The organism is Massilia sp. 01N417, from assembly GCF_056399645.1.
The window spans coordinates 88,922-112,805 of record NZ_JBFTRS010000002.1 but is presented as its reverse complement, the minus strand read 5'-3'; the positions used below and the strand labels follow the sequence as shown (position 1 = coordinate 112,805).

17 protein-coding genes are annotated in these 23,884 nt (G+C 65.7%); 11 read left to right on the top strand and 6 right to left on the bottom strand.

From position 1 onward, the window contains the following. Positions 1-3: 3 nt before the first annotated feature. The 5 genes from prsT to AC1DOQ_RS02610 all read right to left on the bottom strand — a co-directional run bounded on the left by prsT (position 4) and on the right by AC1DOQ_RS02610 (position 11,549). On the bottom strand, positions 4-2,778 hold the full coding sequence (gene prsT / locus AC1DOQ_RS02630; protein WP_477360005.1) for an XrtA/PEP-CTERM system TPR-repeat protein PrsT: 2,775 nt from the start codon (positions 2,776-2,778) through the stop codon (positions 4-6). A gap of 146 nt (positions 2,779-2,924) precedes the next feature. Then, the gene (locus tag AC1DOQ_RS02625) at positions 2,925-3,233 is read right to left on the bottom strand and encodes a hypothetical protein (protein WP_477360003.1); all 309 of its coding nucleotides are present in this window, start codon (positions 3,231-3,233) and stop codon (positions 2,925-2,927) included. A gap of 98 nt (positions 3,234-3,331) precedes the next feature. After that, a complete protein-coding gene (gene icmF / locus AC1DOQ_RS02620) occupies positions 3,332-6,631 on the bottom strand; it encodes a fused isobutyryl-CoA mutase/GTPase IcmF (protein WP_477360001.1) in 3,300 nt (1,099 codons plus the stop codon). Positions 6,632-6,846: 215 nt separating this feature from the next. After that, entirely contained in the window at positions 6,847-10,443 is a 3,597-nt protein-coding gene (locus tag AC1DOQ_RS02615; protein WP_477359999.1) for an indolepyruvate ferredoxin oxidoreductase family protein, read from the bottom strand. Between the two features lie 170 nt (positions 10,444-10,613). Further along, positions 10,614-11,549 (bottom strand): LysR substrate-binding domain-containing protein, encoded by a 936-nt coding sequence (locus tag AC1DOQ_RS02610; RefSeq protein WP_477359997.1) that lies wholly within the window; start codon positions 11,547-11,549, stop codon positions 10,614-10,616. A gap of 133 nt (positions 11,550-11,682) precedes the next feature. Here AC1DOQ_RS02610 and AC1DOQ_RS02605 point away from each other — a divergent pair, with 133 nt between their 5' ends. Further along, entirely contained in the window at positions 11,683-12,906 is a 1,224-nt protein-coding gene (locus AC1DOQ_RS02605; protein ID WP_477359996.1) for an HD-GYP domain-containing protein, read from the top strand. 15 nt (positions 12,907-12,921) lie between these two features. Here the strand turns inward: AC1DOQ_RS02605 and AC1DOQ_RS02600 are convergent, their stop codons facing one another. Beyond that, positions 12,922-13,953, bottom strand: a complete 1,032-nt coding sequence (locus tag AC1DOQ_RS02600; protein WP_477359994.1) for a GGDEF domain-containing protein — start codon at positions 13,951-13,953, stop codon at positions 12,922-12,924. A gap of 410 nt (positions 13,954-14,363) precedes the next feature. On the opposite strand from AC1DOQ_RS02600, the gene AC1DOQ_RS02595 reads away from it, so the two are divergent. From AC1DOQ_RS02595 to AC1DOQ_RS02550, 10 genes are all read left to right on the top strand, one after another. Beyond that, positions 14,364-14,558 carry a Flp family type IVb pilin gene (locus tag AC1DOQ_RS02595; protein WP_477359992.1) on the top strand — a complete coding sequence of 65 codons (195 nt, stop codon included), beginning with the start codon at positions 14,364-14,366 and terminating at the stop codon, positions 14,556-14,558. Positions 14,559-14,616: 58 nt separating this feature from the next. Then, on the top strand, positions 14,617-15,135 hold the full coding sequence (locus tag AC1DOQ_RS02590) for an A24 family peptidase (RefSeq protein WP_477359990.1): 519 nt from the start codon (positions 14,617-14,619) through the stop codon (positions 15,133-15,135). A gap of 101 nt (positions 15,136-15,236) precedes the next feature. After that, positions 15,237-16,598: a P-loop NTPase family protein gene (locus tag AC1DOQ_RS02585; protein ID WP_477359988.1), complete on the top strand. Its 1,362-nt coding sequence runs from the start codon at positions 15,237-15,239 to the stop codon at positions 16,596-16,598. Then, a complete protein-coding gene (gene cpaB / locus AC1DOQ_RS02580; RefSeq protein ID WP_477359986.1) occupies positions 16,599-17,444 on the top strand; it encodes a Flp pilus assembly protein CpaB in 846 nt (281 codons plus the stop codon). Positions 17,445-17,464: 20 nt separating this feature from the next. Next, positions 17,465-19,018 (top strand): type II and III secretion system protein family protein, encoded by a 1,554-nt coding sequence (locus tag AC1DOQ_RS02575; RefSeq protein ID WP_477359984.1) that lies wholly within the window; start codon positions 17,465-17,467, stop codon positions 19,016-19,018. 9 nt (positions 19,019-19,027) lie between these two features. After that, complete coding sequence (locus tag AC1DOQ_RS02570) at positions 19,028-19,315, top strand: hypothetical protein (protein WP_477359982.1); 288 nt, start codon at positions 19,028-19,030, stop codon at positions 19,313-19,315. 81 nt (positions 19,316-19,396) lie between these two features. After that, complete coding sequence (locus AC1DOQ_RS02565; protein ID WP_477359980.1) at positions 19,397-20,572, top strand: CpaE/TadZ family protein; 1,176 nt, start codon at positions 19,397-19,399, stop codon at positions 20,570-20,572. 19 nt (positions 20,573-20,591) lie between these two features. Then, positions 20,592-21,935 carry a TadA family conjugal transfer-associated ATPase gene (locus tag AC1DOQ_RS02560; RefSeq protein ID WP_442122954.1) on the top strand — a complete coding sequence of 448 codons (1,344 nt, stop codon included), beginning with the start codon at positions 20,592-20,594 and terminating at the stop codon, positions 21,933-21,935. A gap of 18 nt (positions 21,936-21,953) precedes the next feature. Further along, positions 21,954-22,931, top strand: a complete 978-nt coding sequence (locus tag AC1DOQ_RS02555; protein WP_477359978.1) for a type II secretion system F family protein — start codon at positions 21,954-21,956, stop codon at positions 22,929-22,931. Between the two features lie 10 nt (positions 22,932-22,941). Beyond that, complete coding sequence (locus AC1DOQ_RS02550) at positions 22,942-23,877, top strand: type II secretion system F family protein (RefSeq protein WP_477359976.1); 936 nt, start codon at positions 22,942-22,944, stop codon at positions 23,875-23,877. The last annotated feature ends 7 nt before the right edge of the window (positions 23,878-23,884 follow it).

Below are 23,884 nucleotides of genomic sequence, written 5' to 3'. Positions count from 1 at the left end.
ATGTCACATTTGTTGTAACAGTTCCTTCGCTTTGGCCGAACTCTCGCCCTTGTTGGCCGCCGATACCTTCTCCAGCGTCTTGCGGGCGCCGGCCTTGTCGCCGCTCTTGGCCTGCGCCTCGCCCAGGTGCAATTGCATGTCGAGGTTGTTCGGGAAGGCCGTCACCGCTTTCTGCAGCAGGTCGACCGCGCGCTTGGTGTCGCCCTTGTCGGTCAGGATGCTGCCCAGGGTGTCGAGCACGGCCGGGTTGTTGCCTGCGATGCTATAGGCCTTCTCGGCGGTCTCCAGCGCCTTCGGATTGTTCAGCTGCTGGTAGGTCCAGGCCAGGTTGTTGAGCGCCAGCGCATTGTTGGGCGCCAGTTTGAGCGCGCTCTCCAGCTGGGTCGCAGCCGCCTGGTACTGCTTGGCGTACAGGTTTTGCTCGGCCGAATAGATGATCGCCTGGACGTCGTCCGGATGGTCTTTCAGCCACTGCGCCAGGACCTGGTTGGCTTTCTGCTCCTTGCCGTTCATTTTCTGCAGGCGGTGCAGGGTGAGGGCCACCTGGGTGGTCGGATGGCTGGCCTGGGCTTTCTCGTACAGCGGCAGGGCCTGGTCGATCTTCTTCTGCGTCATCAGGATGTCGGCTTCGAGCATCAGGCCGGCGTTCGCGATACGCGGCTGTTTCTGCATGCCGCGGGCGATGGCCAGGGCCTCTTCCGGACGGTTCTTGCGCATCGACAGCTCGGCCAGCGCGAGCTGGGCCGGCAGGAAGTCCGGCTGCAGCGAGGTCGCCTTCTTCAGCTCGGAGGCGGCATCGTCGCCACGCTTCGCCACCGCATAGGCCGAGGCCAGCAGGTACTTGGCCTGGGCCGATTTCGGCTGCACGTTGACCAGCTTGCTGTAGGTTTCGATCGCCGCGGTGGAATCGTTGTTCGCCAGCTGGACCTGGCCGAGCAGGTTCAGCAGGTTCGGATCGGTCGGATTCTCGGTCTGCAGCTTGCGCGCCACGGTCAGCGCCTTCGGCGCCTGCTTGATCTTCAGGTAATGGTTGGCGAGACGCATGCCGGGGCCGACGGCGGTCGGGTTCTCGCTGCTGGCCTTTTCGAACCAGGTCGTGGCCTTGTCCGGCTGGCCCTGCAGGTCGGCGAGTTCGGCCAGTGCGGTCATGGCGCCGATGTTTTTCGGATCTTTCTTGAGGATGGTGGTGAAGCGGGCTTCGGCATCGGCCGGCTTCTTGTCGTTCAGGTCCATCTGGGCCAGGTTGGCCGCGGCGGGGAAGAACAACGGGTCGAGCGCCAATGCCTTTTCCAGGCTGGCGCGGGCGTTGGCCTGGTCGTTCTGGGACGCATACACCGTGCCCAGCAGGGCTTGCACCTGGGCATTGTCGGGTTGTTGCTTGGCCAGTGCCTGGGCCGCGGCCAGGGCCTTGTCGTAGTGCTTCATCGACATTTCGGCCTGCACCAGCGCGATGCCGGCCTTTGGCGAGCTGGTGTCGAGCGAGGCGGCGAGTTCGAGCTCGGACAGGCCCTTCGCCTGGTCGCCCTGGCGCATCCGCGACAGGCCCAGCGAGGTGTGCAGGGCGGCGACCTTCGGCGCCAGCGCCGTCGCTTTCTCGAGGTAATTGGTGGCGTTGCCGTAATCCTTGTTGCGCAGATAGGTCTCGCCGGCCAGCGCCAGCAGCTGCGGGTCGTCGGACGAATTCTTCAGCGCCGGCGCCAGGGTCGCCAGCGCTTCGGACGGGGCGGTCTGCAGCTGGGTCTGGGCCAGCAGCTTGCGCGCATAAGTATTTTCCGGAACGGCTTTTACATATTTGCCCAGGTGCTGTTCCGCCTGCAGGTAAGAGCCCATCTTCAGCTCGATCGCACCGGCCAGCAGCATGCTCGGCAGATGGTCGGGCGCGCTCTTGAGCACTTTCTGTATCGATTCAAGGGCCGCCGCGTTCTGGCCCTTGGTGAAGTCGAGCAGGGCCTGGGTATAAGCCAGCTGCAGGCTGCCCGGGGTAAGCTTGCGCGCGGCGTCCAGGTCGGCCTTGGCTTCGTCGAACTTGCGCAGGTTGATTTCGACCAGCGCCTTTTCGATGAATGCGGTACGGTGATCCGGCTTGATCACGGAAGCCCGGGTGAAGGCGGCCAGCGCTTCCGGCATCTTGCCTTCGCCGCGTGCGAGGGCACCCTTGAACATCCAGGCGTCGGCGTTTTTCGGATCCTTGGCGACGGCCTGGTCGGCCAGGGTCTGGGCGGCGATCGTGTCTTTCTGGTACAGCGCCAGGCGCGACATGCCGATCAGGACATCGCCGTTGTCCGGCTGCAGCTTGGCGGCCTCGGCAAAGGCCTCCTTGGCCTTGTCCACGTCGTTCAATCCGAGATAGGCGCTGCCGCGCAGGGTCAGCAGTTCTGCCGAGCCGGCAGCGGTATCGGCCGCGATGGTATCCAGCAGCTCCTTGAACTTGCCCTCCTGCTCGAGCGCACGGCCCAGCGGAGGCAGCACACGCTTCTTGTCGATGCCGAGCGACAGCGCCTTGCGCAGTTCCTTCTCAGCCGACACGTAGTCGCCGGCGTCGACGTGCAGGGACCCCAGCGCCAGCCGCGCTTCGCCGTTCTCCGGGGTGTTGGCGACAGCATTTTTCAGCTCGATCATGGCGGCCTTGATCTCGCCTTTCTGCTGGTACTGCTTCGCCTCGGCCAGCAGCTGTTCCGTGGGCTTGGTACGGTTGCAGCCGCCTAGCGCGGCGGAGACGATGATGGCCCCGGTGACCAGAGCGGTGCTGAACGCTCTTTTATTGACTTTACGCGGCATGGTTTCCTCAAGAAATCGGCTGGATGCAAACAGGCCTGTCTGCATAGAAATTTGCGAAAGTCAATCATACCTGAAGATATCTTCCTGACATCAACACGATAGGGAATTGTGCTAAATCAGAGCGCTCTGTGGTCTTTGTGCGTCATTTACTTCTTGTTGTTTCGCAGCCGGCTTAATAGTGCTTCAACATTGTCGCCGGCAGGAATGCCATGGCGGCGCAGCAACTGCAAATGCAGCACCAGGTTTTCGAGGACCAGCTTGGCCGACACGGCAAGCAGGGTCATCAGGCGGTCTTCGGAGCTGAAGTTCTCCATCGACGCCGCCATTTCGCACAGGTGGTTGGCGACCAGCTCGCGCAGATCGTCTTCGGGAAAGGGGAGGTCGGCGAAATCGATCGGATCTTCCTGCTCGACTTCGCGCATCAGGGACGCGAGTTGTTCCGGCTTGATCGGCATGCAAGGCTCCAAATAATTCGGGGTCAGAGCACATTTTGGCGATTGACCGAAATGTGCTCTGACCCCGAATTCTAAAGCAGGGGCGGTGGCTTGCCGGCTTACATATTGCGGCGATACTGGCCGCCGACCTCGAACAGCGCGGTCGTGATCTGGCCCAGCGAGCAGACGCGGACGGCGTCCATCAGGCGCGCGAACACGTTGTCGTTGTCGATCGCGGCCTGCTGCAGGGCGGCCAGGGCGGCCGGGGCCTCGCTTGCGTTGCGCTGGTGGAAGGCTTCCAGGCGGGTCAGCTGCGACTGCTTCTCGTCGTCGGTCGAACGGGCCAGCTCGATGGTGGCCGGCGCTTCGGCGCCCTTCGGGTTGCGGAAGGTGTTCACGCCGATGATCGGCAGGGTGCCGTCGTGCTTCTGGTGCTCGTACAGCATCGACTCTTCCTGGATCTTGCCGCGCTGGTAGCCGGTCTCCATCGCCCCCAGCACGCCGCCGCGCTCGGCGATGCGCTCGAATTCCTGCAGCACCGCTTCCTCGACCAGGTCGGTCAGCTCGTCGATGATGAACGAACCCTGGTTCGGGTTCTCGTTCTTGGCCAGGCCCCATTCGCGGTTGATGATCAGCTGGATCGCCAGCGCGCGCCGGACCGATTCGTCGGTCGGCGTGGTGATCGCTTCGTCGTAGGCGTTGGTGTGCAGCGAGTTGCAGTTGTCGTAGATCGCGATCAGCGCCTGCAGGGTCGTGCGGATGTCGTTGAAGTCGATTTCCTGCGCGTGCAGCGAGCGGCCCGAGGTCTGGATGTGGTACTTCAGCTTCTGGCTGCGGTCGTTGGCGCCGTATTTGTCGCGCATCGCCACCGCCCAGATGCGGCGCGCCACGCGGCCCAGCACCGTGTATTCCGGATCCATGCCGTTCGAGAAGAAGAACGACAGGTTCGGCGCGAAATCGTCGATGTTCATGCCGCGCGCCAGATAGGCTTCCACGAACGTGAAACCGTTCGACAGCGTGAAGGCCAGCTGCGAGATCGGGTTCGCGCCGGCTTCGGCGATGTGGTAGCCCGAGATCGACACCGAGTAGAAGTTGCGCACCTGGTGCTGCACGAAGTATTCCTGGATGTCGCCCATCACCTTCAGCGAGAACTCGGTCGAGAAGATGCAGGTGTTCTGGCCCTGGTCTTCCTTCAGGATGTCGGCCTGGACCGTGCCGCGCACATTGGCCAGCACCCATGCCCTGATCTGCGCCGCTTCTTCCGCGGTCGGCTGGCGGCCTTTCTCCAGCGCGAACTTGTCCATCTGCTGGTCGATGGCGGTATTCATGAACATCGCCAGGATGGTCGGGGCCGGACCGTTGATCGTCATCGAGACCGAGGTCGAGGGGCTGCACAGGTCGAAGCCGTCGTACAGCACCTTCATGTCGTCCAGGGTCGCGATCGACACGCCCGAGTTGCCGACTTTGCCGTAGATGTCCGGACGCAGGGCCGGATCGGCGCCGTACAGGGTCACGGAGTCGAAGGCGGTCGACAGGCGTTTCGCGTCCATGCCGGTCGAAACCAGCTTGAACCGGCGGTTGGTGCGGAAGGCGTCGCCTTCGCCGGCGAACATGCGGGTCGGATCCTCGCCTTCGCGCTTGAAGGGGAACACGCCGGCGGTATAGGGGAAGGCGCCGGGGACGTTCTCCAGCATCAGGAAGCGCAGGATTTCGCCATGGTCTTCGTACTTCGGCAGGGCGACTTTGCGGACCTTGTTGCCGGACAGCGTGGTTTGCACCAATTTGGTGCGAATTTCCTTGTCGCGGATCTTGACCACATGCTCGTCGCCGGCGTAGGTCGCCTGCAGCTGCGGCCAGGAGGCCAGCAGGTTCTTCGCTTCGCCATCCATGGCGTTGTCGCGATCAAGGATCAGGTCGTCCAGCACCACTTCGCGATTAGCAAGCGCCAGCATGCGCTTGGTTTCGCTGAGCTGCTGGCGTTCGCGCGCCAGCTTCACCTGCTTGCCCGTGTTGCGGTGGTAGCCGCGCACGGTATCGGCGATCTCGGCCAGGTAGCGGGCGCGGCTCGGCGGCACGATGACGTTCTTGCCGCTCGAGTATTTCTGCGCCGGCTGGGCCAGCTTCGGGGTGTCGGTTTTCAGGCCGAGTTCGCTGAGCGCCGGCAGCAGGCCGAGGTAGAGCGCGGTGACGCCGTCGTCGTTGAAGCGCGACGCCTGGGTGCCGAACACCGGCATCTGGTCCGGGCTCCTGGACCACAGTTCGCGGTTGCGCTGGTACTGTTTGGCCACGTCGCGCAGCGCATCCTGGGCGCCCTTGCGGTCGAACTTGTTGATGGCGATGAAATCGGCGAAGTCCAGCATGTCGATCTTCTCGAGCTGGGAGGCGGCGCCGAATTCCGGGGTCATCACGTACATCGACAGGTCGACGTGCGGCACGATGGCGGCGTCGCCCTGGCCGATGCCCGAGGTCTCGACGATGACCAGGTCGAAGCCGGCCACCTTGCAGGCGGCGATCACGCTAGGGAGCGCCTGCGAGATCTCGGAACCGGCTTCGCGGGTTGCCAGCGAGCGCATGAAGACGCGCGCCCGCATTTCCCCATCCTTATTCCACGGGTTGATCGCGTTCATGCGGATGCGGTCGCCCAGCAGGGCGCCGCCCGACTTGCGGCGCGACGGGTCGATCGAAATCACCGCGATGTTCAGGCGGTCGTTCTGGTCGAGGCGGATGCGGCGGATCAGTTCGTCCGTCAGCGAGGATTTGCCGGCGCCGCCGGTGCCGGTGATGCCGAGTACCGGCACCTTCAGGCCTTCGGCGCTGTCCATGATCTGCTTGCGCAGCTCGTTCGAGGCCTTGCCGTTTTCCAGCGCGGTGATCAGCTGGGCCAGCGGGCGGTGGCGCTGTTCGATATTGCCTGCGGTCAGGGCGTCGAGCGAGGTCGGCGCATAGGCCGACAGGTCGACGTCGCAGGCTTCCAGCATCGAGCGGATCATGCCGACCAGGCCCATGCGCTGGCCGTCTTCCGGGCTGAAGATGCGCGTCACGCCGTAGGCATGCAGCTCTTCGATTTCCGCGGGGACGATCACGCCGCCGCCGCCGCCGAACACCTTGATGTGGGCGCCGCCGCGCTGGCGCAGCAGGTCGATCATGTACTTGAAGTATTCGACGTGGCCGCCCTGGTAGCTGGAGATGGCGATGCCTTGCACGTCTTCGGCCAGGGCCGCGGTGACGACTTCGTCGACCGAGCGGTTGTGGCCCAGGTGCACGACCTCGGCGCCGTTCGACTGCAGGATGCGGCGCATGATGTTGATCGAGGCGTCATGGCCGTCGAACAGCGAAGCCGCGGTCACGAAACGCACTTTATTGGCCAGTTTCGGCTGCTCCGGCAGCTCGAGCTTGGCGGCGGGGGTGATGTCGTTCATGGTGTTCCTTGAGATTGCGGAAGCGAACAGGAGTTCTTGGTACGGTATATGACGTTAACGTAAACGTCAAGAATGCGGACAGTGGTGGCGTAAGCTTGCGGTCCGCGGCGTCGAGACCGTCATCCCCGCGAAGGCGGGGATCCAAGTGTTGTTCGAGTTACCGAAACGCCGGCAAACTTGGGTTCCCGCCTCCGCGGGAACGACGGAGTGGTAAATCAGGCAGCGCGCTTCTTGACCTTGCCGCTCAGCAGCTCCGTCACCCGCGCACGGTACTCGGCCACGGCCTTTTCCTTCACGTGGCCGAAGCCGCGGATCTGTTCCGGCAGGGCCGCCAGCTCGACCGCGGTGGCGTGCGTCGATGCATCCAGCGAGCCCAGCACACCTTCGATCATCCCACGATACTCGCCGATCAGCGCGCGCTCCATCTTGCGCTCGGCCGTGTAGCCGAAGATGTCGAAGCTGCCGCCGCGCAGGCCCTTCAGCTTGGCCAGCAGCTTGAAGGCGCTCCACATCCACGAGCCGAATTCGGCCTTCACCAGGTGGCCCTTGGCATCCTTCTTGGCGAACAGCGGCGGCGCCAGGTTGAACTTGACGCTGAACTCGCCCTCGAACTGGCTCTTCAGCTGCTCGACGAAGCGGCCGTCGGTGTACAGGCGGGCGACTTCGTATTCGTCCTTGTAGGCCATCAGCTTGAACAGGGACTTGGCGACGGCCGTCGCCAGCTTGTTGCCCAGGCCCAGGGCGGCTTCGCGCTCGCGCACCTGCGACACCAGTTCGGCGTACTGGGCGGCATAGGCCGCGTCCTGGTAGCCGGTCAGGAACTCGACGCGCTTCTTGAGGATGCTGTCCAGGCTCTGCGGCATCTGCATGACGATGGCCTGGACCGGGGTGGCGGTATTCTCGACGCGCTTGAGGTCGACGGCGGCGCGGCGGCCCCACAGGAAGCTGCGCTTGTTGGCGCCGACGGCCACGCCGTTCAGTTCGATCGCGCGCAGCAGCGAGGCTTCCGACAGCGGGATCAGGCCCTTCTGCCAGGCGTAACCCATCATGAACAGGTTGGCGGCGATCGAGTCGCCCATCAGCGCGGTGGCCAGCTTGGTGGCGTCGATGAAGTCGACGCCGGCTTCGCCACCGACCGCTTCCGCGATCAGCGAGCGCACCTGTTCGGTCGGGAATTCCCAGTCGCGCTGCTGGGCGAAGGTGCCGGTCGGCTGCTCGTGCAGGTTGACCACGACCGTGGTGCGGCCCGGGCGCATCTTCGAGATCGCGTCCGAGGCGCCGGCGGTCAGCATGTCGCAGCCCAGCACCAGGTCGGCCTCGCCGGTGGCGATGCGCTGGGCGCGCAGGCGTTCCGGGGTTTCCGCGATCTTCACGTGCGAGGTGACGGAGCCGTTCTTCTGGCTCATGCCGGTCATGTCCAGCACCGAGGCGCCCTTGCCCTCGAGGTGGGCGGCCATGCCCATCAGCGCGCCGACGGTGATCACGCCGGTGCCGCCGATGCCGTTGATCAGGATGTTGTACGGTGCAGCGATCGACGGCAGCATCGGCGCCGGCAGTGGGCCCCAGCCGTCGTCCTCGTCCTTCGACTTGGCGACGCCGGCCTTGTTCTTCTTGAGCGTGCCGCCTTCGACGGTGACGAAACTCGGGCAGAAGCCCTTGGCGCACGAGTAATCCTTGTTGCAGGACGACTGGTCGATCGCGCGCTTGCGGCCGAATTCCGTTTCCTTCGGCAGGATCGAGACGCAGTTCGACTGCACGCCGCAGTCGCCGCAGCCTTCGCAGACGGCTTCGTTGATCACCATGCGCTTGGCCACGTCCGGAAACTCGCCTTTTTTACGACGGCGGCGCTTCTCGGCGGCGCAGGTCTGGTCGTAGATCAGGACCGTCACGCCCGGCAGCTCGCGCAGCTCGCGCTGGATGTCGTCCATGTGCTTGCGGTCGTGGATGGTGACCAGTTCCGGCAGCGAAGAACGATCCTCGTAGCGCGACAGGTCTTCGGTGACGAGGGCGATGCGTTTCACGCCTTCGGCCGCCATCTGCTGGGCGATCAGCGGCACCGAGGTGACGCCGTCGACCGGCTGGCCGCCGGTCATCGCGACCGCGTCGTTGTACAGGATCTTGTAGGTGATGTTGACCTTGGCGGCGATCGCCGCGCGGATCGCCAGATAACCCGAGTGGAAGTAGGTGCCGTCGCCCAGGTTCTGGAACACGTGCGGCACCTTCGAGAACGCGGCCTGGCCGATCCAGGGCGTGCCTTCGCCGCCCATGTGGGTGGTCAGCTTGTTCATCTCCGGGTAGATCGAGGTCGCCATCACGTGGCAGCCGATGCCGGCCAGCGCGAAGGAACCGTCCGGCACTTTGGTCGAGGTGTTGTGCGGGCAGCCGGAGCAATAAAAAGCAGGGCGGAACGGCGTGGTCACGGCCTTCATCAGCACCGCGTCCTTGGCTTCCAGGAAGGCCAGGCGGGCCTTGATCAGGTCGCGGGTGCGGCCGTCCAGGTTCAGGCGGGCGATGCGGCCGGCGATCACGCGCGCGACCTGGGCGACGGAGAAGTCGGCCTTCGGCGGCAGCAGCCATTCGCCGCGCGGCGAGACCCATTCGCCCTTGTCGTCGAACTTGCCGACGATGTGGGGACGGACGTCGTCGCGCCAGTTGTACAGCTGTTCCTTGAGCTGGTATTCGACGACCTGGCGCTTCTCCTCGACCACCAGGATCTCTTCCAGGCCTTGCGCGAATTCGCGCACGCCTTCCGGCTCCAGCGGCCAGATCATCGCGACCTTGTACAGGCGCAGGCCGACCTGGGCCGCCATCGTTTCGTCGATGCCCAGTTCTTCCAGCGCTTCCAGCACGTCCACATAGGATTTGCCGGAGGCGATGATGCCCAGCTTGGCGTCCGGGCTGTCGATGGTGACGCGATTCAGCTTGTTCTCGCGCGCATAGGCCAGGGCGGCGTAAATCTTGTAGTCCTGCATCAGCGCTTCCTGGGTGCGCGCCTGCTGGCCCAGCGGCACGGACGACAGGCGGGTATTCAAGCCACCTTCCGGCATCGCGAAGTCCTGCGGGATTTTGACCTCGACGCGGAACGGATCGGCATCCACCGAGGCGCTCGATTCGACCGTATCGGCCAGCGCCTTGAACGCCACCGCCAGGCCGGAAAAGCGCGACATCGCCCAGCCGTGCACGCCCAGGTCCAGGTATTCCTGCACGTTCGACGGATACAGCACCGGGATCATGCAGGCGGCGAAGATGTGGTCGGACTGGTGCGGCAGGGTCGAGGAGTAGGCGCCGTGGTCGTCGCCGGCCACCAGCAGCACGCCGCCGTGCTTGGCGGTGCCGGCATGGTTCATGTGCTTGAAGACGTCGCCGCAGCGGTCGACGCCCGGGCCCTTCGCGTACCACATGGCGAACACGCCGTCGTGCTTGGCCGGGCCGATCAGGTCGACGGTCTGGGTGCCCCAGACGGCGGTCGCGGCCAGGTCCTCGTTCACGCCCGGCACGAACTGGATGCTCTTCGCTTCCAGGTGGCCCTTGGCCTTCCACAGGTTCTCATCGAGACCACCGAGCGGCGAGCCACGGTAGCCGGACACGAAACCGGCCGTGTTCAGGCCCGCCTGCTCGTCGCGGATCTTCTGGATCATCGGCAGGCGCACCAGCGCCTGGATCCCGGACAGGAAGATCTTGCCTTCGGTAGCGGTGTACTTGTCGTCGAGGCTGACGTCTTTCAAGCGGTCCGGCGATCCGGGGACGGGAGCAGCGGGCGTGGACGGGATGGCAGGCGCGGGCGCGCCCTGGCCGAGGATGGTGTCAGGCATGGTGTCTCCAAATGGTATTCAGGTGGGCTGGCTCGGAGCGTCGCGCCGGGTAGGCGGTGGCGGGAGCGGGCCGGGTGCCGGTTTTTTGGCTTTGCCCGAAGTGTAGAGACAACTTGACGTATACGGAAATACGGAATGGGGATGGGGCTATAAGAAAAAATGATGGCCCATCAACCGGCCAGGGCCCGGGCGCCGATCCAGGCGCCGCTGGCGCACAGTTCCGTCGCAACCTGGGCCACCAGGCGGCTGACCGCGGCGGCGGCATTCGTCAGCGGGATGTTCTTCGAGGTGCACAGCACCACCGTGCGCGAGATCGAGGGGCTGTGGATCGAAACAGCCCGCATCGCGCCGCGCTCGACTTCGGCCTGCACCGGCGCCACCGGCAGGATGGTGGCGCCCATGCCGGCCAGGATCGCCGACTTCAGGATCGCGATCGAGTTGATTTCGATGACGCCGCGCGTATGCAGGCCGGCGGCGCGCGCCGTGCTCTCGATGCGCGGCCGCACGCCATGCTGCAGGCCAGGCAGGATCAGGGTCGCGTCCAGCGCTTCGGCGAGCGCCAGGCTGTCGCGTCCGGCGGCCCAGGGCGCGTCGTCGCGGCAGATGAAGCGCAGCTCTTCCTCGACCAGCGGGGTGGTGGCGAAGCTGGACAACTGGCCGTCGTCGAGCAGCACCGCGAGGTTGACGCGGCCCGCGCGCAGCTGCTCGGCCAGGTTGCCGGTCAGTTCCTCGGTCAGCTGCAGGGTAATCTCGGGATAGCGCTGGCGGATCGCAGTCAGCAGCGGCAGGGCCAGCGCGCCCGAGATACTGTGGGGCAGGCCCAGCGTGACGCTGCCGGAAGGGCGTTCGGCCGACTGGACCACGGCCGCCTGGGCGTCCGCCACCTGTTTCAGGATCGCCAGCGCGTGCTCGTAGAAGACCTTGCCGGCATCGGTGCTGACCACGCCCTGGGCCGAGCGGTGCAGCAGCTGCACGCCCAGCTCATCTTCCAGCTGGCGCAGCTGCTGGGTCAGGGCCGGCTGCGCCACATGCAGCACCAGCGCCGCGCGCGAGAGCGAGCCATGGTCGACGATGGCGACGAAATAGCGGAGCTGGCGTAATTCCATGAATCAATATTTGTATCTTTAAGGATACATTCCGCTGAAAGTAGTTTGCCTATGGCAAGTGCAAGCTGAACAGTTGTTATACTGAAAGCGCCTCGAAACGCGGCGAGATTAACACACCCCTGTTTGTGTCCCCATGCTCAAGAAAATCGATTCCTCACAACTTCGCGTGGGGATGGCCATCCACGATCTCGATTGCGGCTGGATGGAACATCCCTTCGTCCGTAACCGTTTCGTCATCGGCAGCGAGGACGAAATCCGCAAGATCGTCCAGGCCGGCATCCGCGGCGTGGTCATCGATTGCGGCAAGGGGCTGGACCTGAGCGATGCGCCGACCGTCGAGGAGGCGGCGGCGACGGTCGAGGAGGAAGTGGCGGCGATCGCGGCCAGGCCGGTGGCACCGCTGCGCAGCACGCTGGCCGAGGAGTTCGATCGCGCCGTCGCGATCCGCCGCCAGGCCGCCGGCCTGGTGAAGACCGTGATGCAGGACGCGCGCCTGGGCAAGGCGGTCGAGATGGACAAGGTGTCGCCGGTGGTCGAGAACATCACGGCCTCGATCCTGCGCAATGCCAGCGCCCTGCTGGGCCTTTCGTACATCAAGAACAAGGACGACTACACCTTCCTGCATTCGGTCAGCGTGTGCACCCTGCTGGTCGCCTTCTGCCGCTCGCGCAAGATGGACGACGAGACCATCTACCAGGCCGGCATCGGCGGCCTGCTGCACGATACCGGCAAGGCCCTGGTCCCGGACCATATCCTGAACAAGCCGGGCCGCCTGACCGACGAGGAATTCGAGGTGATACGCCGCCACCCGCGCGACGGTGTCGAGATCCTGCGCCGCTCGCCGGAGATCGGGGCTATCCCGCTCGACATCACCCTGCATCACCACGAGCGCCGCGACGGCACCGGCTATCCGGACCGCCAGGGTGCCGAACAGATCAGCGAGCTGGCGCAGATGGCCGCCATCGTCGACGTCTACGACGCGATCACGGCCGACCGCTGCTATCACAAGGGCATGCCGGCGGCCGAAGCGCTGCGCAAGATGTACGAGTGGAGCAAGTTCCACTTCAATCCTGCGCTGACCCAGGAGTTCATGCGCTGCGTCGGCATCTATCCGGCCGGTACCCTGGTGCTGCTGGAATCGGGACGCCTCGGGGTGGTGGCCGAGCCGCACGAAACCAGCCTGCTCACGCCGAAGGTCAACGTGTTCTTCAGCACGAAGAGCCAGACCTACATCAAGCCGGAAACCGTGGACCTGGCGCGCGGCCTGGGCTTCGGCGGCGGCGACAAGATCGTCCGCCACGAATCGGCCGAGAAGTGGAAGGTCGATCCGCTGCGCTTCATGGCGCTCGCGGCCTGAGGCTTTAACCCGGTATCAGAAGAATTCGGCGGTGTCGTTCGAAGCCACCGCCTGCAGCATGCCGTGCGAGACCAGGTCGTCGTAGTGGCAGGCCTGGTTGCGGCCATTGCTCTTGGCGTAGTACAGGGCCTGGTCGGCATGGCCCAGGGTCACCACCGGCGATTCGAAAGCGCTGATGCTCACGAAGCCCACGCTGACCGTGACCCGTCCCACCTGCGGGAACTCGTGGTTCTCGACGTTGGTGCGGAAGCGCTCGATGATCTTCCAGGCGTTTTCCAGGGTGGTGGAACGCAGCAGCACGACGAATTCCTCGCCGCCGAAGCGGAATACCCGGTCCTGGACGCGAAACGACGACTGCAGCAGGTTGGCGATCAGGATCAGCACTTCGTCGCCGTACAGGTGGCCGAACTTGTCGTTGACGGCCTTGAAGTGGTCGACGTCGACCACCGCCAGCCACTGTTTTTCCGGTCCGTGCGGCTGGCGCCTTTCCGCCAGGCCGGGCAGGCGCGGGTCGTGCTCGTGGGCGCCGTGCAGCATGCGGGCCAGCTGGTCGTCGAAGGTCTTGCGGTTGAGCAGGCCGGTCAGCGAATCGCGTTCGCTGTAGTCGAGCAGGTTCTGGAAATTGCGGTAGACGCCGACGATGCCGCCGACGGTATGGATGGTGTCGCTGCAGAAGGGCCGGTCATTGTGCAGCTCCAGGCAGGTGCTGGCCTTGTCGCCGAACCAGATCGGCAGCCACAGGGTGCGGCTGCCGTCGGCGCCGCAGGCTTCGGCACTGCCGCGATGTTCGGCGAGGCAGCACGCCAGTTCCAGGCTGATGGGCTCGCCAAGTGCGCCTTCGGGCGTGTCTTCCAGGCGGGCTTTGCCGCCGGCACGGATCGATGCGCGCGAACGCAGGTACTGCTGTCCGGCCACGGTGGCGATGCTCAGGATGCGCGTCTGCGCAGCGCCGGCCAGTTCCTGCACTGCCGAGATCACGGAAATGTCGAGCATCGCGTGATCGCGGTGGCCGGTCATGTCCACCATGTGTTTCAGAAGCGAGTCCATGTTGTTCTCAGCAATGTAATCCACCGACCTGCGGGCCAACAGCCGCCGTCGCGTTCGCAGGTATCTGGTATGTCACAAAGAGCAAGCGAAACAGCATATCGCTTTTTTGCATTATAAGCAATTATGCAAAAGTAATTTTTTTGTCCTCAAGGGATTTTCTCAAGGATTTCGCCGATCCACCTGCCCGAAGCGTGGGGAAATGATTCTCATCGACAAAAAATAGTTCCCTTTGGAAAACTTGTGTGCAGTCAACTTGCTGTGCGGCATCACCTTTTATAGTGAACTCACTGGCCCGGAACACGGCGCAGTCAGCCTAAAAGCGCAGCAGTCGACGTGGTTTTGCAGTTGAAGTTGCAGTCAGCGCTTCCGGCCAGGGTTGTCTTCATTAACCTACCATATGGGAGTTTCACATGAGCACTTTCGCCTCTGCAGTCAAAACCTTCATGGCTGACGAGAACGGTGTGACCGCCATCGAGTACGGCCTGATCGCTGCACTGATCGGTGTCGTGGTTGCCGGTGGTGCTGCAGTCCTGGGCAACGGTATCAAGCAGCTGTTCACCGACATCAACGGCAAGCTGGGCGCTTCGGCACCGTCGGGTACGTAAGGCAGTGGAGCCCTCCGGACACGTCGTCCGGAGGGTTTTTTTTCTTCTGGAGGAGGCTATGCCGATCGAAGAGTACCTCGACGTGGTCCTGCTTCTGCTGGTGAGCATTGCCGCCGTCAACGACCTGGCCACGCGCCGGATCCCGAACCGCCTGCTGCTGGCCGGGCTGGCCGGCGCGTCCTGCCTGCATTTGCTGTCGTCCGATCCCTTGTCCTCGCTGCTGGCGGCGCTCGGTGGGATGGGCGTCGGCCTGGCGGTGTTCCTGCCGTTTTACCTGGCACGCGGGATGGCTGCCGGCGACGTCAAGATGATGGCGGTGGTCGGCGCTTTCGTCGGGCCGGGCGATGCCTTCGAAATTGCCGTGCTGAGCTGGTGCGTCGGCGGCGTGATGGCCTTGCTGCTGGTGCTGGCCAAAGGCCGCCTGCGCCAGGTCCTGGTCAATGTCAAAGGCATTCTGTGCACGGTCTGGATGCCGGGCGCGCGCCTGGCGATGCCGGCGGCGCAGCCGAGTATCGGCGCGATGCCGTATGGGTTGGCGATCGCGCTCGGAACGATTGCGGTCCTGGTCCGTCATTAAGGCCGAGTCCGCTTTTGGCCGAACGCAAGAGCGGGCCGGGGAGCGCTCGCTAGAATCAATCCGATCTGTTTCGGAAAACATGAGGTTTCTAGGGGATTCCGATGCTTGTAACGCTATCGACTGGCAGTATCGCGACGGCGCCGCGCGCCGCGCACATGGCGGCGCCGGACCTTCCGGAGATCGCGCCCATCCTGCCGCGCCAGCCCAAGACGGTGCGCGACACCGGCCTGGAGCCACGCTTCGTCACCGATCTGGTGCTGAAGGCGATCCAGGCCAGCGGCAAGGCGCCGCTGGCGGTCCTGGCCGGCAAGCTGCGCCTGTCCATCAACGTGCTGCGCGAAGTGCTCAATCCCCTGATCGCCGAGCAGCAGGTGGAGGTGGCCTGGTGCGGCGAATCGGATATCGACATGCAGTACCAGCTGACCGGGATCGGCCAGCGCGGGGCGGCCGATGCGCTGGCGCGCTGCCGCTATGTCGGCCCGGCCCCGGTCACGCTCGCTTCCTATCGCGTCGTGGTCGAGCGCCAGGCGCTGCGCCATGCCCAGGCCGAGCGCGTGACGCCGGCCCAGCTGGCGGCGGCGCTGGGCGAGGATGGACTGGCCGCGCTCACGCGCGAGGTGCTGGGCGCCGCCCTGTACGCGCGCCGTTCGCTGCTGTTGCACGGTCCGTCCGGAAGTGGCAAAAGCCATCTGGCCGGCAGGCTCGGACGGCTGCTGCCGGGCCCGATCGCGGTGCCGTATGCGCTGACCGTCGGCCGCCAGGTGATCCGCCTGTACGATCCGGCGCTGCATGTGGCGCCGCCGCTGGCCGCGCGCCAGCAGGAAGAACGGCGCAGCTGCGACGCCCGCTGGACCGTCTGCCAGCGTCCGCTGGTACACGTCGGCGCCGAACTCGGACGCGAGATGCTCGACCTGCGCTACGACGCCGAAGAAGGCCTGTACCATGCGCCGCCGCACCTGCAGGCGAACAACGGCATGCTGGTGATCGACGACGTCGGCCGCCAGCGCATCCAGGCCGCCGAGCTCCTGAACCGCTTCATCGGCCCGCTCGATGCCGGCATCGACCAGCTCTCGCTGCAGGGCGGCCAGGCCGAAGCGGTGCCCTTCGATGCCGCCGTGGTGTTCGCCACCAACCTGGCGCCAGGCGCCATCCTCGATGACGCGGCCCTGCGCCGGATCGGCTACAAGGCCGCGATCGGTGCCTGGCCGGCAGGGGCCTACCGCGCCCTGTTGCGCCGCCAGTGCCGGCTGCGCCGCATCGAGTACGACGACGCCGCCGCCGATCACCTGATCGAGCACCTGCACGCGCAGTCGGGGCGGGCGCTGCTGGCCTGCTATCCGGGCGAGCTGCTCGACAGGATCGCCGATTTCGCCGGCTTTGCCGGGCACGATGCGCGCCTGACCGTGGCGACGGTCGAGCAGGCCTGGCGCAGCATGTTCATTGCTTGCGAACCGGAGGCGTAAATGAAGAACAAGCGTGCCCTCGCGATGATGGCAGTCGCGATCCTGTTCGGCCTGGCGGCCGTGGTATTCGCCTCGCGCTGGCTCCTGAGCCAGCCTGGCTCCGCCGCGGGACGGATCGCCGTGGCCGCGGTCGACATCAGTCTCGGCCAGCGCCTGACGCCGGAGATGTTCAAGCTGGCCGACTGGCCGTCCCACAGTGTGCCGAAGGGCGCCTTCACCGATCCGCAGAAGCTGGGCGGCCGCGTCCTCAAGAGCAACCTGGTGATGGGCGAGCCGGTCAGCGAAGCCAAGCTGGCGCCGGCCGGCACCCTGGGCGGGTTGTCGGCCCTGATCACCGAGGGCAAGCGCGCCATCACCGTGCGCGTCAACGACGTGATCGGCGTGGCCGGCTTCGCCTTGCCCGGCAATTATGTGGACATCATTGTCAGCATGCAGAAGGACGTGCCGTCCGGATCCGGCGCGCGTGAGCAGAGCATCTCGAAGATCGTGCTGGAGCGGATCCTGGTGCTGGCCGTGGCGCAGGAAGTCAACCGCGACGAGACCAAGCCGAAGGTGGTCAACGCGGTCACGCTCGAGGTCACGCCGGAGCAGGCCGAAAAGCTCGACCTGGCGCGCAGCGTGGGCACGCTGTCGCTGGCCCTGCGCAACCAGGTCGATCCGGAATCGGCTTCCACCCTGGGCGCCACCAAGCTGACGCTACTGCCGGAAGCGCCGCCGCCCAAGCCCGCGCCCAAGCCGGTCGTGGTGGTGCGCCAGGTGCCGGTGGTGGTCAAGACCGCGGCCAAGGTGGAGCGTGATTGCGTCACCGTGCTCAACGGCCTGCGCACGGCGCAGGAATGCTTCTGAACCTATCCCGGGGTGATGCCATGAACGGAAGTCTGATGCATACGCCGATCGTCCGTGTTCTCTTCGCCGGCCTGGCCATGGCCATGGCCGGACCCGCGCTCGCCGCCGCCAAGACCGCCGCGCAGGCGAACGACAATCCGTCCGCGGTGCGCTCCGAGGCCGGCCCGCGCTGCCAGGGCGAAGCCGCGCGGCCCGCCCAGCTGGCCCTGCAGGTCGGGAAGTCCCAGCTGATGCGGCTGCCCGAGGCGGTCCAGCACCGCAGCGTCGGCAACCCCGGGGTCGTGCAGGCGATTCTGGTGGCGCCGGACACGCTGTATATCGCTGGCGTCGACGTCGGCACCACCAACATGATCGTGCAGGGCAAGAGCGGCGTTTGCAGCATGCTCGACATCACGGTGGCGATGGATCCGTCCGCCGTACAGGCCACGCTGGCCGCCGCCCTGCCGGAAGAGCGCGACATCAAGGTGCTGGCCGCCGGTGACACCCTGGTGCTGAGCGGTACCGTCAGCGACGCCGATGCCGTCGAGCGTGTGGTCGCCCTGGCGAATGCCTATGTGCGCCGGCCCTTGCGGCCGCTGGCCATGCCGGACAAGGACGAAGCCGCGCCCGGCACCGTGGGTGGCGCCAACGGCACCAATGCGGGCGGCACGTCGAACGCGAACCAGGCGGGCGCGCGGGTGATCAACCTGCTGTCGGTTCGCGCGCCGCAACAGGTGCAGCTCGAAGTGAAGGTCGCCGAGGTATCGAAATCCCTGCTCGAACGGCTGGAAGCCGGCGCCGCCTGGCGTTTCGGGGGCGGTAGCTGGGGTGCGGCCCTGCTGTCGAATTTCATTACCGGGAATGCCCACGGATCGCTGCAGGCCGCCAAGGCCAAAGGCGGAGTCAACGTGAATGCGGAAAACCAGGATAGCCTGGTGCGCATCCTGGCCGAACCGAACGTGATGGCGATCAGCGGCCAGGAAGGCACCTTCCTCGCCGGCGGCAAATTCTACGTGCCGGTCGCCCAGGACAACAATCGCGTCACGCTGGAAGAAAAGGAGTTCGGCGTCGGCCTGCGCTTCACCCCGACCGTGCTGGGAGGAGGGCGCATCAACCTGCACGTCGCGCCCGAAGTCTCGGAACTGTCGCGCGAAGGCGTGGGCATCTCGACCGGCGGTTCGAGCGGTGCCGCGATCCTGCCGGTCGTGACCACGCGCCGCGCCAGTACCACCGTACAGCTGTACGACGGCCAGAGCTTCGTGATCGGCGGCCTGGTCAAGAACAACCTGGTCACCAACCTGAAGGGATTGCCGGTGCTGGGTGAGGTTCCGGTGCTGGGAGCGCTGTTCCGCAGCACCGATTACCAGCTCGACCGTACCGAACTGGTATTCGTCATCACGGCCCACCTGGTCAAGCCGCTGCAGGGCCCGGGCTACGTGCTGCCGACCGACAAGGTGGGCGTGCCGTCGCGCGCCGCCGTCCTGCTCGGCGGTCGCCTGGACGGCCCGGCGCCGGAGGTCAGCACGGCCGCCGCCTCGACCCCGGTGCCGGCCCCGAATCCCTCGCAGAGCGCCGGCGGCTTCGAACTGAAATAGGAGGAAGCGATGGTCATCACACGCAATTGTCTCGCGGCCACGACCGCGGCATTGGCGGCCCTGCTGCTGCAAGGCTGCAGCGCGACTCCGCACTTCGAAGACAACTTCGGCGCCTCGGTGCGCGCCAACCTGGCGGCCCAGGTAATCGACCCGGCGGCAGCGGCGAACGCCAACCCCGCCTCCGGCGTGGACGGCACAGCCGCCCTCGCGGCCCGCGAGCGTTACCAGCGTTCGTTCAAGGAAGCCGATCGGCAGCAGCCCGTGCAGCTGCTGATTGGCGGGAGCGGCGCCAAATGATGCAGCGCTTGCCTGACTGGCTTCAGCGCGCACCGCCCCAACCCGATATGGACCCGACCGATTGCTGTTCCGAGGACCCCGATGAAAGCCCTGCTGATCAGCCGCGATACCCAGCTTTACGCGGAGATCGCCTCCCAAGGAGCTGCGCGCGTGCCGCCGTTGAATGTCGCGGCCAGCCGCGCCAGCCTGCGCGACGCGCTCGACCGCCCGCTCGTTGAGGCGCCCAGCCTCGTCATCGTCGATACCAGCGAAGCCGAAGTCGCCGACGGCGACCTGCTCGAGCGACTGACCCGCCATTACTCGGCGGCGCATTTCATGCTGCTGACCGACAATCACCACCCCGAACTCCTGATCCGCGCCATGCGTGCGGGCGTGCGCGAAGTGCTGCAACTGCCGCTGGTGCACCGCGCGCTGCACGAAGCGATCGACCGCATTGCCGCCAGCGCCGGCGTCGCATCGAGCCGCGACGGCAAGATCCTTGCCTTCATCGCCTGCAAGGGCGGCAGCGGCGCGACCTTCATCTCGACCAATTTCGGCTACGCGCTCGCCACGCTGGCCGACAAGAAGGTGCTGCTGATCGACCTGCACCGCCAGTTCGGCGACGCCACGCTGTACGTGTCCGACCAGAAGCCCGCCATGACGCTGTCGGACGTCTGCCAGCAGATCGCACGCATCGACGGCCCCTTTCTCGAATCCTGCCTGGTGCACGTGGCGCCCGGCTTCGGGGTGCTGGCCGCGGCCGACGATCCGGGCCAGACGAGCGAAGCCAAGCCCGAACACATCGACACCATCCTGCGCGTGGCGCGCCAGCACTACGACTACATCCTGCTCGACGTCGGCCGCCAGATCGATGCCGTCTCGCTGCGCGCGCTCGACAGCACCGATGCGATCTACCCAGTGCTGCAGCTGGCCTTGCCCGATATCCGCGATGCGCGGCGCCTGCTGGATATCTTCCGCTCGCTCGGTTATGTGACCGATCACATCCGCCTGATCGTCAACCGCTACGAAAAGGGCGGACGCCTGCGGCTGCAGGACCTGCACGCGGCGCTCGGCGCCGAGGTGCTGCACACCGTTCCCAACGATTACGTCGCCGTCACCGACTCGGTCAACCAGGGCATCCCCGTCCTGCAGCTGTCGCGCGGCAGCGCCGCGGCGCGCAGCCTGGCCGATCTGGTCGAAGTGGTGACCGCACGCCGCGTAACCGAGACCAAGGGCCTGCTCGACCGCCTGTTCGGGCGCGGCGAAGGCGATGACTGAACTTTGAAGGAGACGATCCATGTCCCTGCGCGAGCGTTTGTCCGGAACCGACGAGGACCGCCAGCACCACTCCCTGCCGGAAGTGGCGCAACAGGCCTACCAGGAACTGAAGAAGACCATGCACCAGATGATCCTCGACCGGATCGACCTGGAGCGCCTGAAGCGCCTGACCAGCGAGCAGTTCAAGCACGAGCTGGCGCTGCTGGTCCAGCGCATCATCGAGGAAGAGCGCATCGTGCTGAACCAGCAGGAACGGCACCACCTGGTGCTCGACATCCAGCACGAAATGCTCGGCTTCGGGCCGCTGGAGCCGCTGTTGAACGACCCGACCGTTTCCGACATCCTGGTCAACACCTGCAGCAAGGTGTACGTCGAGCGGCGCGGCCGGCTGGAGCTGACCGACATCAGCTTCCACGACAATGCCCACCTCATGAAGATCATCGAGAAGATCGTCTCCCGCGTGGGACGCCGCGTCGATGAATCGAGCCCGATGGTCGACGCCCGCCTGCCGGACGGCTCGCGCGTCAACGCGATCATTCCGCCGCTGGCGGTGGATGGGCCGCTGGTGTCGATCCGGCGCTTCGGCGCAACCCCGCTCACGGTGCAGAACCTGCTCGAGCTGAAGAGCGTCACGCCGCCGATGATCAAGGTGCTCGAAAGCCTCGGCCTGGCCAAGGTCAACATCCTGATCTCGGGCGGTACCGGCAGCGGCAAGACCACGCTGCTGAACCTGATCTCCGGCTTCATCCCCGGCAACGAGCGCATCGTCACGATCGAAGACGCCGCCGAGCTGCAGCTGCGCCAGCCGCACGTGGTGCGCCTCGAGACGCGCCCTCCCAACATCGAGGGCAAGGGCGAGGTGACGCAGCGCGCCCTGGTCCGCAACTCGCTGCGCATGCGGCCCGACCGCATCATCCTGGGCGAGGTGCGTGGCGCCGAGGCGCTCGACATGCTGCAGGCCATGAACACCGGCCACGAGGGCTCGCTGGCGACGATCCACGCGAACACGCCGCGCGACGCCCTGGCGCGTCTCGAGAACATGGTCAGCATGGCGGGCGTGAACCTGACGCCGCGCGCGATCCGCCAGCAGATCTGCTCGGCCATTACCGTGATCCTGCAGGCGTCGCGCCTGACCGACGGTACCCGCAAGGTGGTGAGCATGCAGGAAATCACGGGCATGGAAGGCGACATCATCTCGATGCAGGAGATCTTCCGCTTCGAGCAGACCGGCGTCGACGCCGACGGCAAGGTAATGGGCCATTTCTGCGCCACCGGGGTGCGTCCGCGTTTCGCCGAGCGCCTCAGGATGTTCGGCGCGCCGGTGCCCGAGGACACCTTCGACCCGGACCGGATCTTCACCTAGGCGCTCACGGAGCCTCGCATGGACATCCTTTTTTATGCTTTCGTGGTGTTCCTGTTCGCTGCCATCATTCTTGGCATCGAAGGCGTGTACCTGTGGTGGGTCGGCGCTCACGGCGCAGCGGCGCAGCGGGTGGCGCGCCGCCTTCAGCTGATGTCCGGCGGCGCCGGCCGTACCGGCGAACGCATATCGATCCTGAAGCAGCGCCGCTTCAGCCACCATGAGCTCGTCGACCGCCTGCTGCACCGTATCGCGTTCGCCCACCGCATCGACCAGCTGCTGCTGCAATCGGGGAAGAATTGGTCGGTCGAGTCTTTCCTGCTGTGCTCCGGCGCCGCGCTGCTGGCAGGCATCTTCCTGGTCGCGCGATGGCCCATGCCGCTGCCGTTGCAGGCCGGCGTGGCGCTGCTGTTCGCACTGGTGCCGCTGACGCTGGTGCGGCGCGCCCGGGTGCGGCGCCTGGCGCGCATCGAGGAACAGCTGCCGGAAGCGGCCGATTTCGTCGCCCGCGCGCTGCGTGCCGGCCATTCGTTCACCAACGTGCTGCAAATCGTCGGCAACGAGCTGTCGGAACCGCTCAGCGGCGAGTTCCGCATCGCGCGCGAAGAGATCAACTACGGCGTGCCGATGAGCGAAGCGCTGCACAACATGGCGGCGCGTATCCCGCTGACCGACCTGCGCTACCTGATCATCGCGGTGCTGATTCAGCGCGAGACGGGCGGCAACCTGGCTGAAATCCTCGGCAACATCAGCCAGATCATCCGCGGCCGACTGAAGCTGGCGGCCCAGGTACGGGTGCTGTCGGCCGAAGGCAGGATGTCGGCCTGGATCCTGGGACTGCTGCCGTTCGGCGTGGCCGCCGTGCTGCTCCTGATCAATCCGGATTACATCAAGCCGCTGTGGACCGACCCGGCCGGCATCCGGATGCTCTGGTATGCGCTGGTGATGATCACTTTCGGCGTGATTTGGCTGCGCAAGGTAATCCGTATCCGCATCTGAGGAGGCATCGATGACGAGTGCACAGTTGATGTTCCTGCTGGTCGTGTTCGCGATCGCCTGCGGCCTGGTATGGCTGGGCATGATGCTGTTCGCGCCGCAGGCCTTGCGTGCCCGCCTGGCGGAATCGACAGGCCGTCCGGACGATGGCGCCGACCGCCGCAGCGGCTGGGTGGAGCGGGTGGTGCGCGCGGTGCGCCCGCTGACCAAGCTGTCGATCCCGGACGAGGGATGGGAAAAGTCGGCGCTGCGCGCCCGCTTCATGAATGCCGGCTGGCGCAACCCGGCGGCGCCGGCGCTGTACTTCGCCTCGAAGACCGTGCTGGCCCTGAGCCTGCCCGCGCTGGCCGGCATCGCGATCGCGATCATGCCGGCTGCCCTGAGCGGCACCCGGATCATGTTCCTGCTGCTGCTGGCGGCATCCGGCGGATACTACCTGCCGAACGCGGTCCTGGCGCGCGTGGTCCAGCGCCGCAAGCGCGAGATCTTCGAGACCATTCCGGATGCGCTGGACCTGCTCACCGTCTGCGTGGAAGCGGGCCTGAGCCTGGAGCGGGCGCTGGTGAAGGTCGCCGCCGAAATCCACATCAAGAGCGTGACGCTGGCGCAGGAACTGCAGCTGGTGCTGATGGAGATGCGCGCCGGCTTCAGCAAGGAAAAAAGCCTGCGCAACTTCGCCCTGCGGGTGGGCCTCGACGACGTCGATTCGCTGGTCGCCATGCTGATCCAGTCGGAGCGCTTCGGCACCAGCATCGGCGACGCCTTGCGCGTGTACTCGGAGAACCTGCGCAACAAGCGCCGCGTGATCGCCGAGGAAGCGGCCGCCAAGATCGGCTTGAAGCTGCTGTTCCCGCTCATCTTCTGCATCTTTCCGACCTTGCTGATGGTCCTGCTCGGCCCCGCCGTGATCCAGCTCACGCGCACATTCAGCACCGTCCTCAGTCACTGATTTTTCG

Bases quoted from the DNA above. Each gene is read 5' to 3' on its own strand.
- AC1DOQ_RS02565 (WP_477359980.1), top strand. From the start codon at position 19,397: ATGAAAGCCCTGCTGATCAGCCGCGATACCCAGCTTTACGCGGAGATC.
- AC1DOQ_RS02605 (WP_477359996.1), top strand. From the start codon at position 11,683: ATGCTCAAGAAAATCGATTCCTCACAACTTCGCGTGGGGATGGCCATC.
- AC1DOQ_RS02615 (WP_477359999.1), bottom strand. From the start codon at position 10,443: ATGCCTGACACCATCCTCGGCCAGGGCGCGCCCGCGCCTGCCATCCCG.
- AC1DOQ_RS02575 (WP_477359984.1), top strand. From the start codon at position 17,465: ATGAACGGAAGTCTGATGCATACGCCGATCGTCCGTGTTCTCTTCGCC.
- AC1DOQ_RS02570 (WP_477359982.1), top strand. From the start codon at position 19,028: ATGGTCATCACACGCAATTGTCTCGCGGCCACGACCGCGGCATTGGCG.
- AC1DOQ_RS02610 (WP_477359997.1), bottom strand. From the start codon at position 11,549: ATGGAATTACGCCAGCTCCGCTATTTCGTCGCCATCGTCGACCATGGC.
- cpaB (WP_477359986.1), top strand. From the start codon at position 16,599: ATGAAGAACAAGCGTGCCCTCGCGATGATGGCAGTCGCGATCCTGTTC.
- AC1DOQ_RS02600 (WP_477359994.1), bottom strand. From the start codon at position 13,953: ATGGACTCGCTTCTGAAACACATGGTGGACATGACCGGCCACCGCGAT.
- AC1DOQ_RS02560 (WP_442122954.1), top strand. From the start codon at position 20,592: ATGTCCCTGCGCGAGCGTTTGTCCGGAACCGACGAGGACCGCCAGCAC.
- icmF (WP_477360001.1), bottom strand. From the start codon at position 6,631: ATGAACGACATCACCCCCGCCGCCAAGCTCGAGCTGCCGGAGCAGCCG.
- AC1DOQ_RS02585 (WP_477359988.1), top strand. From the start codon at position 15,237: ATGCTTGTAACGCTATCGACTGGCAGTATCGCGACGGCGCCGCGCGCC.
- AC1DOQ_RS02625 (WP_477360003.1), bottom strand. From the start codon at position 3,233: ATGCCGATCAAGCCGGAACAACTCGCGTCCCTGATGCGCGAAGTCGAG.
- prsT (WP_477360005.1), bottom strand. From the start codon at position 2,778: ATGCCGCGTAAAGTCAATAAAAGAGCGTTCAGCACCGCTCTGGTCACC.
- AC1DOQ_RS02550 (WP_477359976.1), top strand. From the start codon at position 22,942: ATGACGAGTGCACAGTTGATGTTCCTGCTGGTCGTGTTCGCGATCGCC.
- AC1DOQ_RS02590 (WP_477359990.1), top strand. From the start codon at position 14,617: ATGCCGATCGAAGAGTACCTCGACGTGGTCCTGCTTCTGCTGGTGAGC.
- AC1DOQ_RS02595 (WP_477359992.1), top strand. From the start codon at position 14,364: ATGAGCACTTTCGCCTCTGCAGTCAAAACCTTCATGGCTGACGAGAAC.
- AC1DOQ_RS02555 (WP_477359978.1), top strand. From the start codon at position 21,954: ATGGACATCCTTTTTTATGCTTTCGTGGTGTTCCTGTTCGCTGCCATC.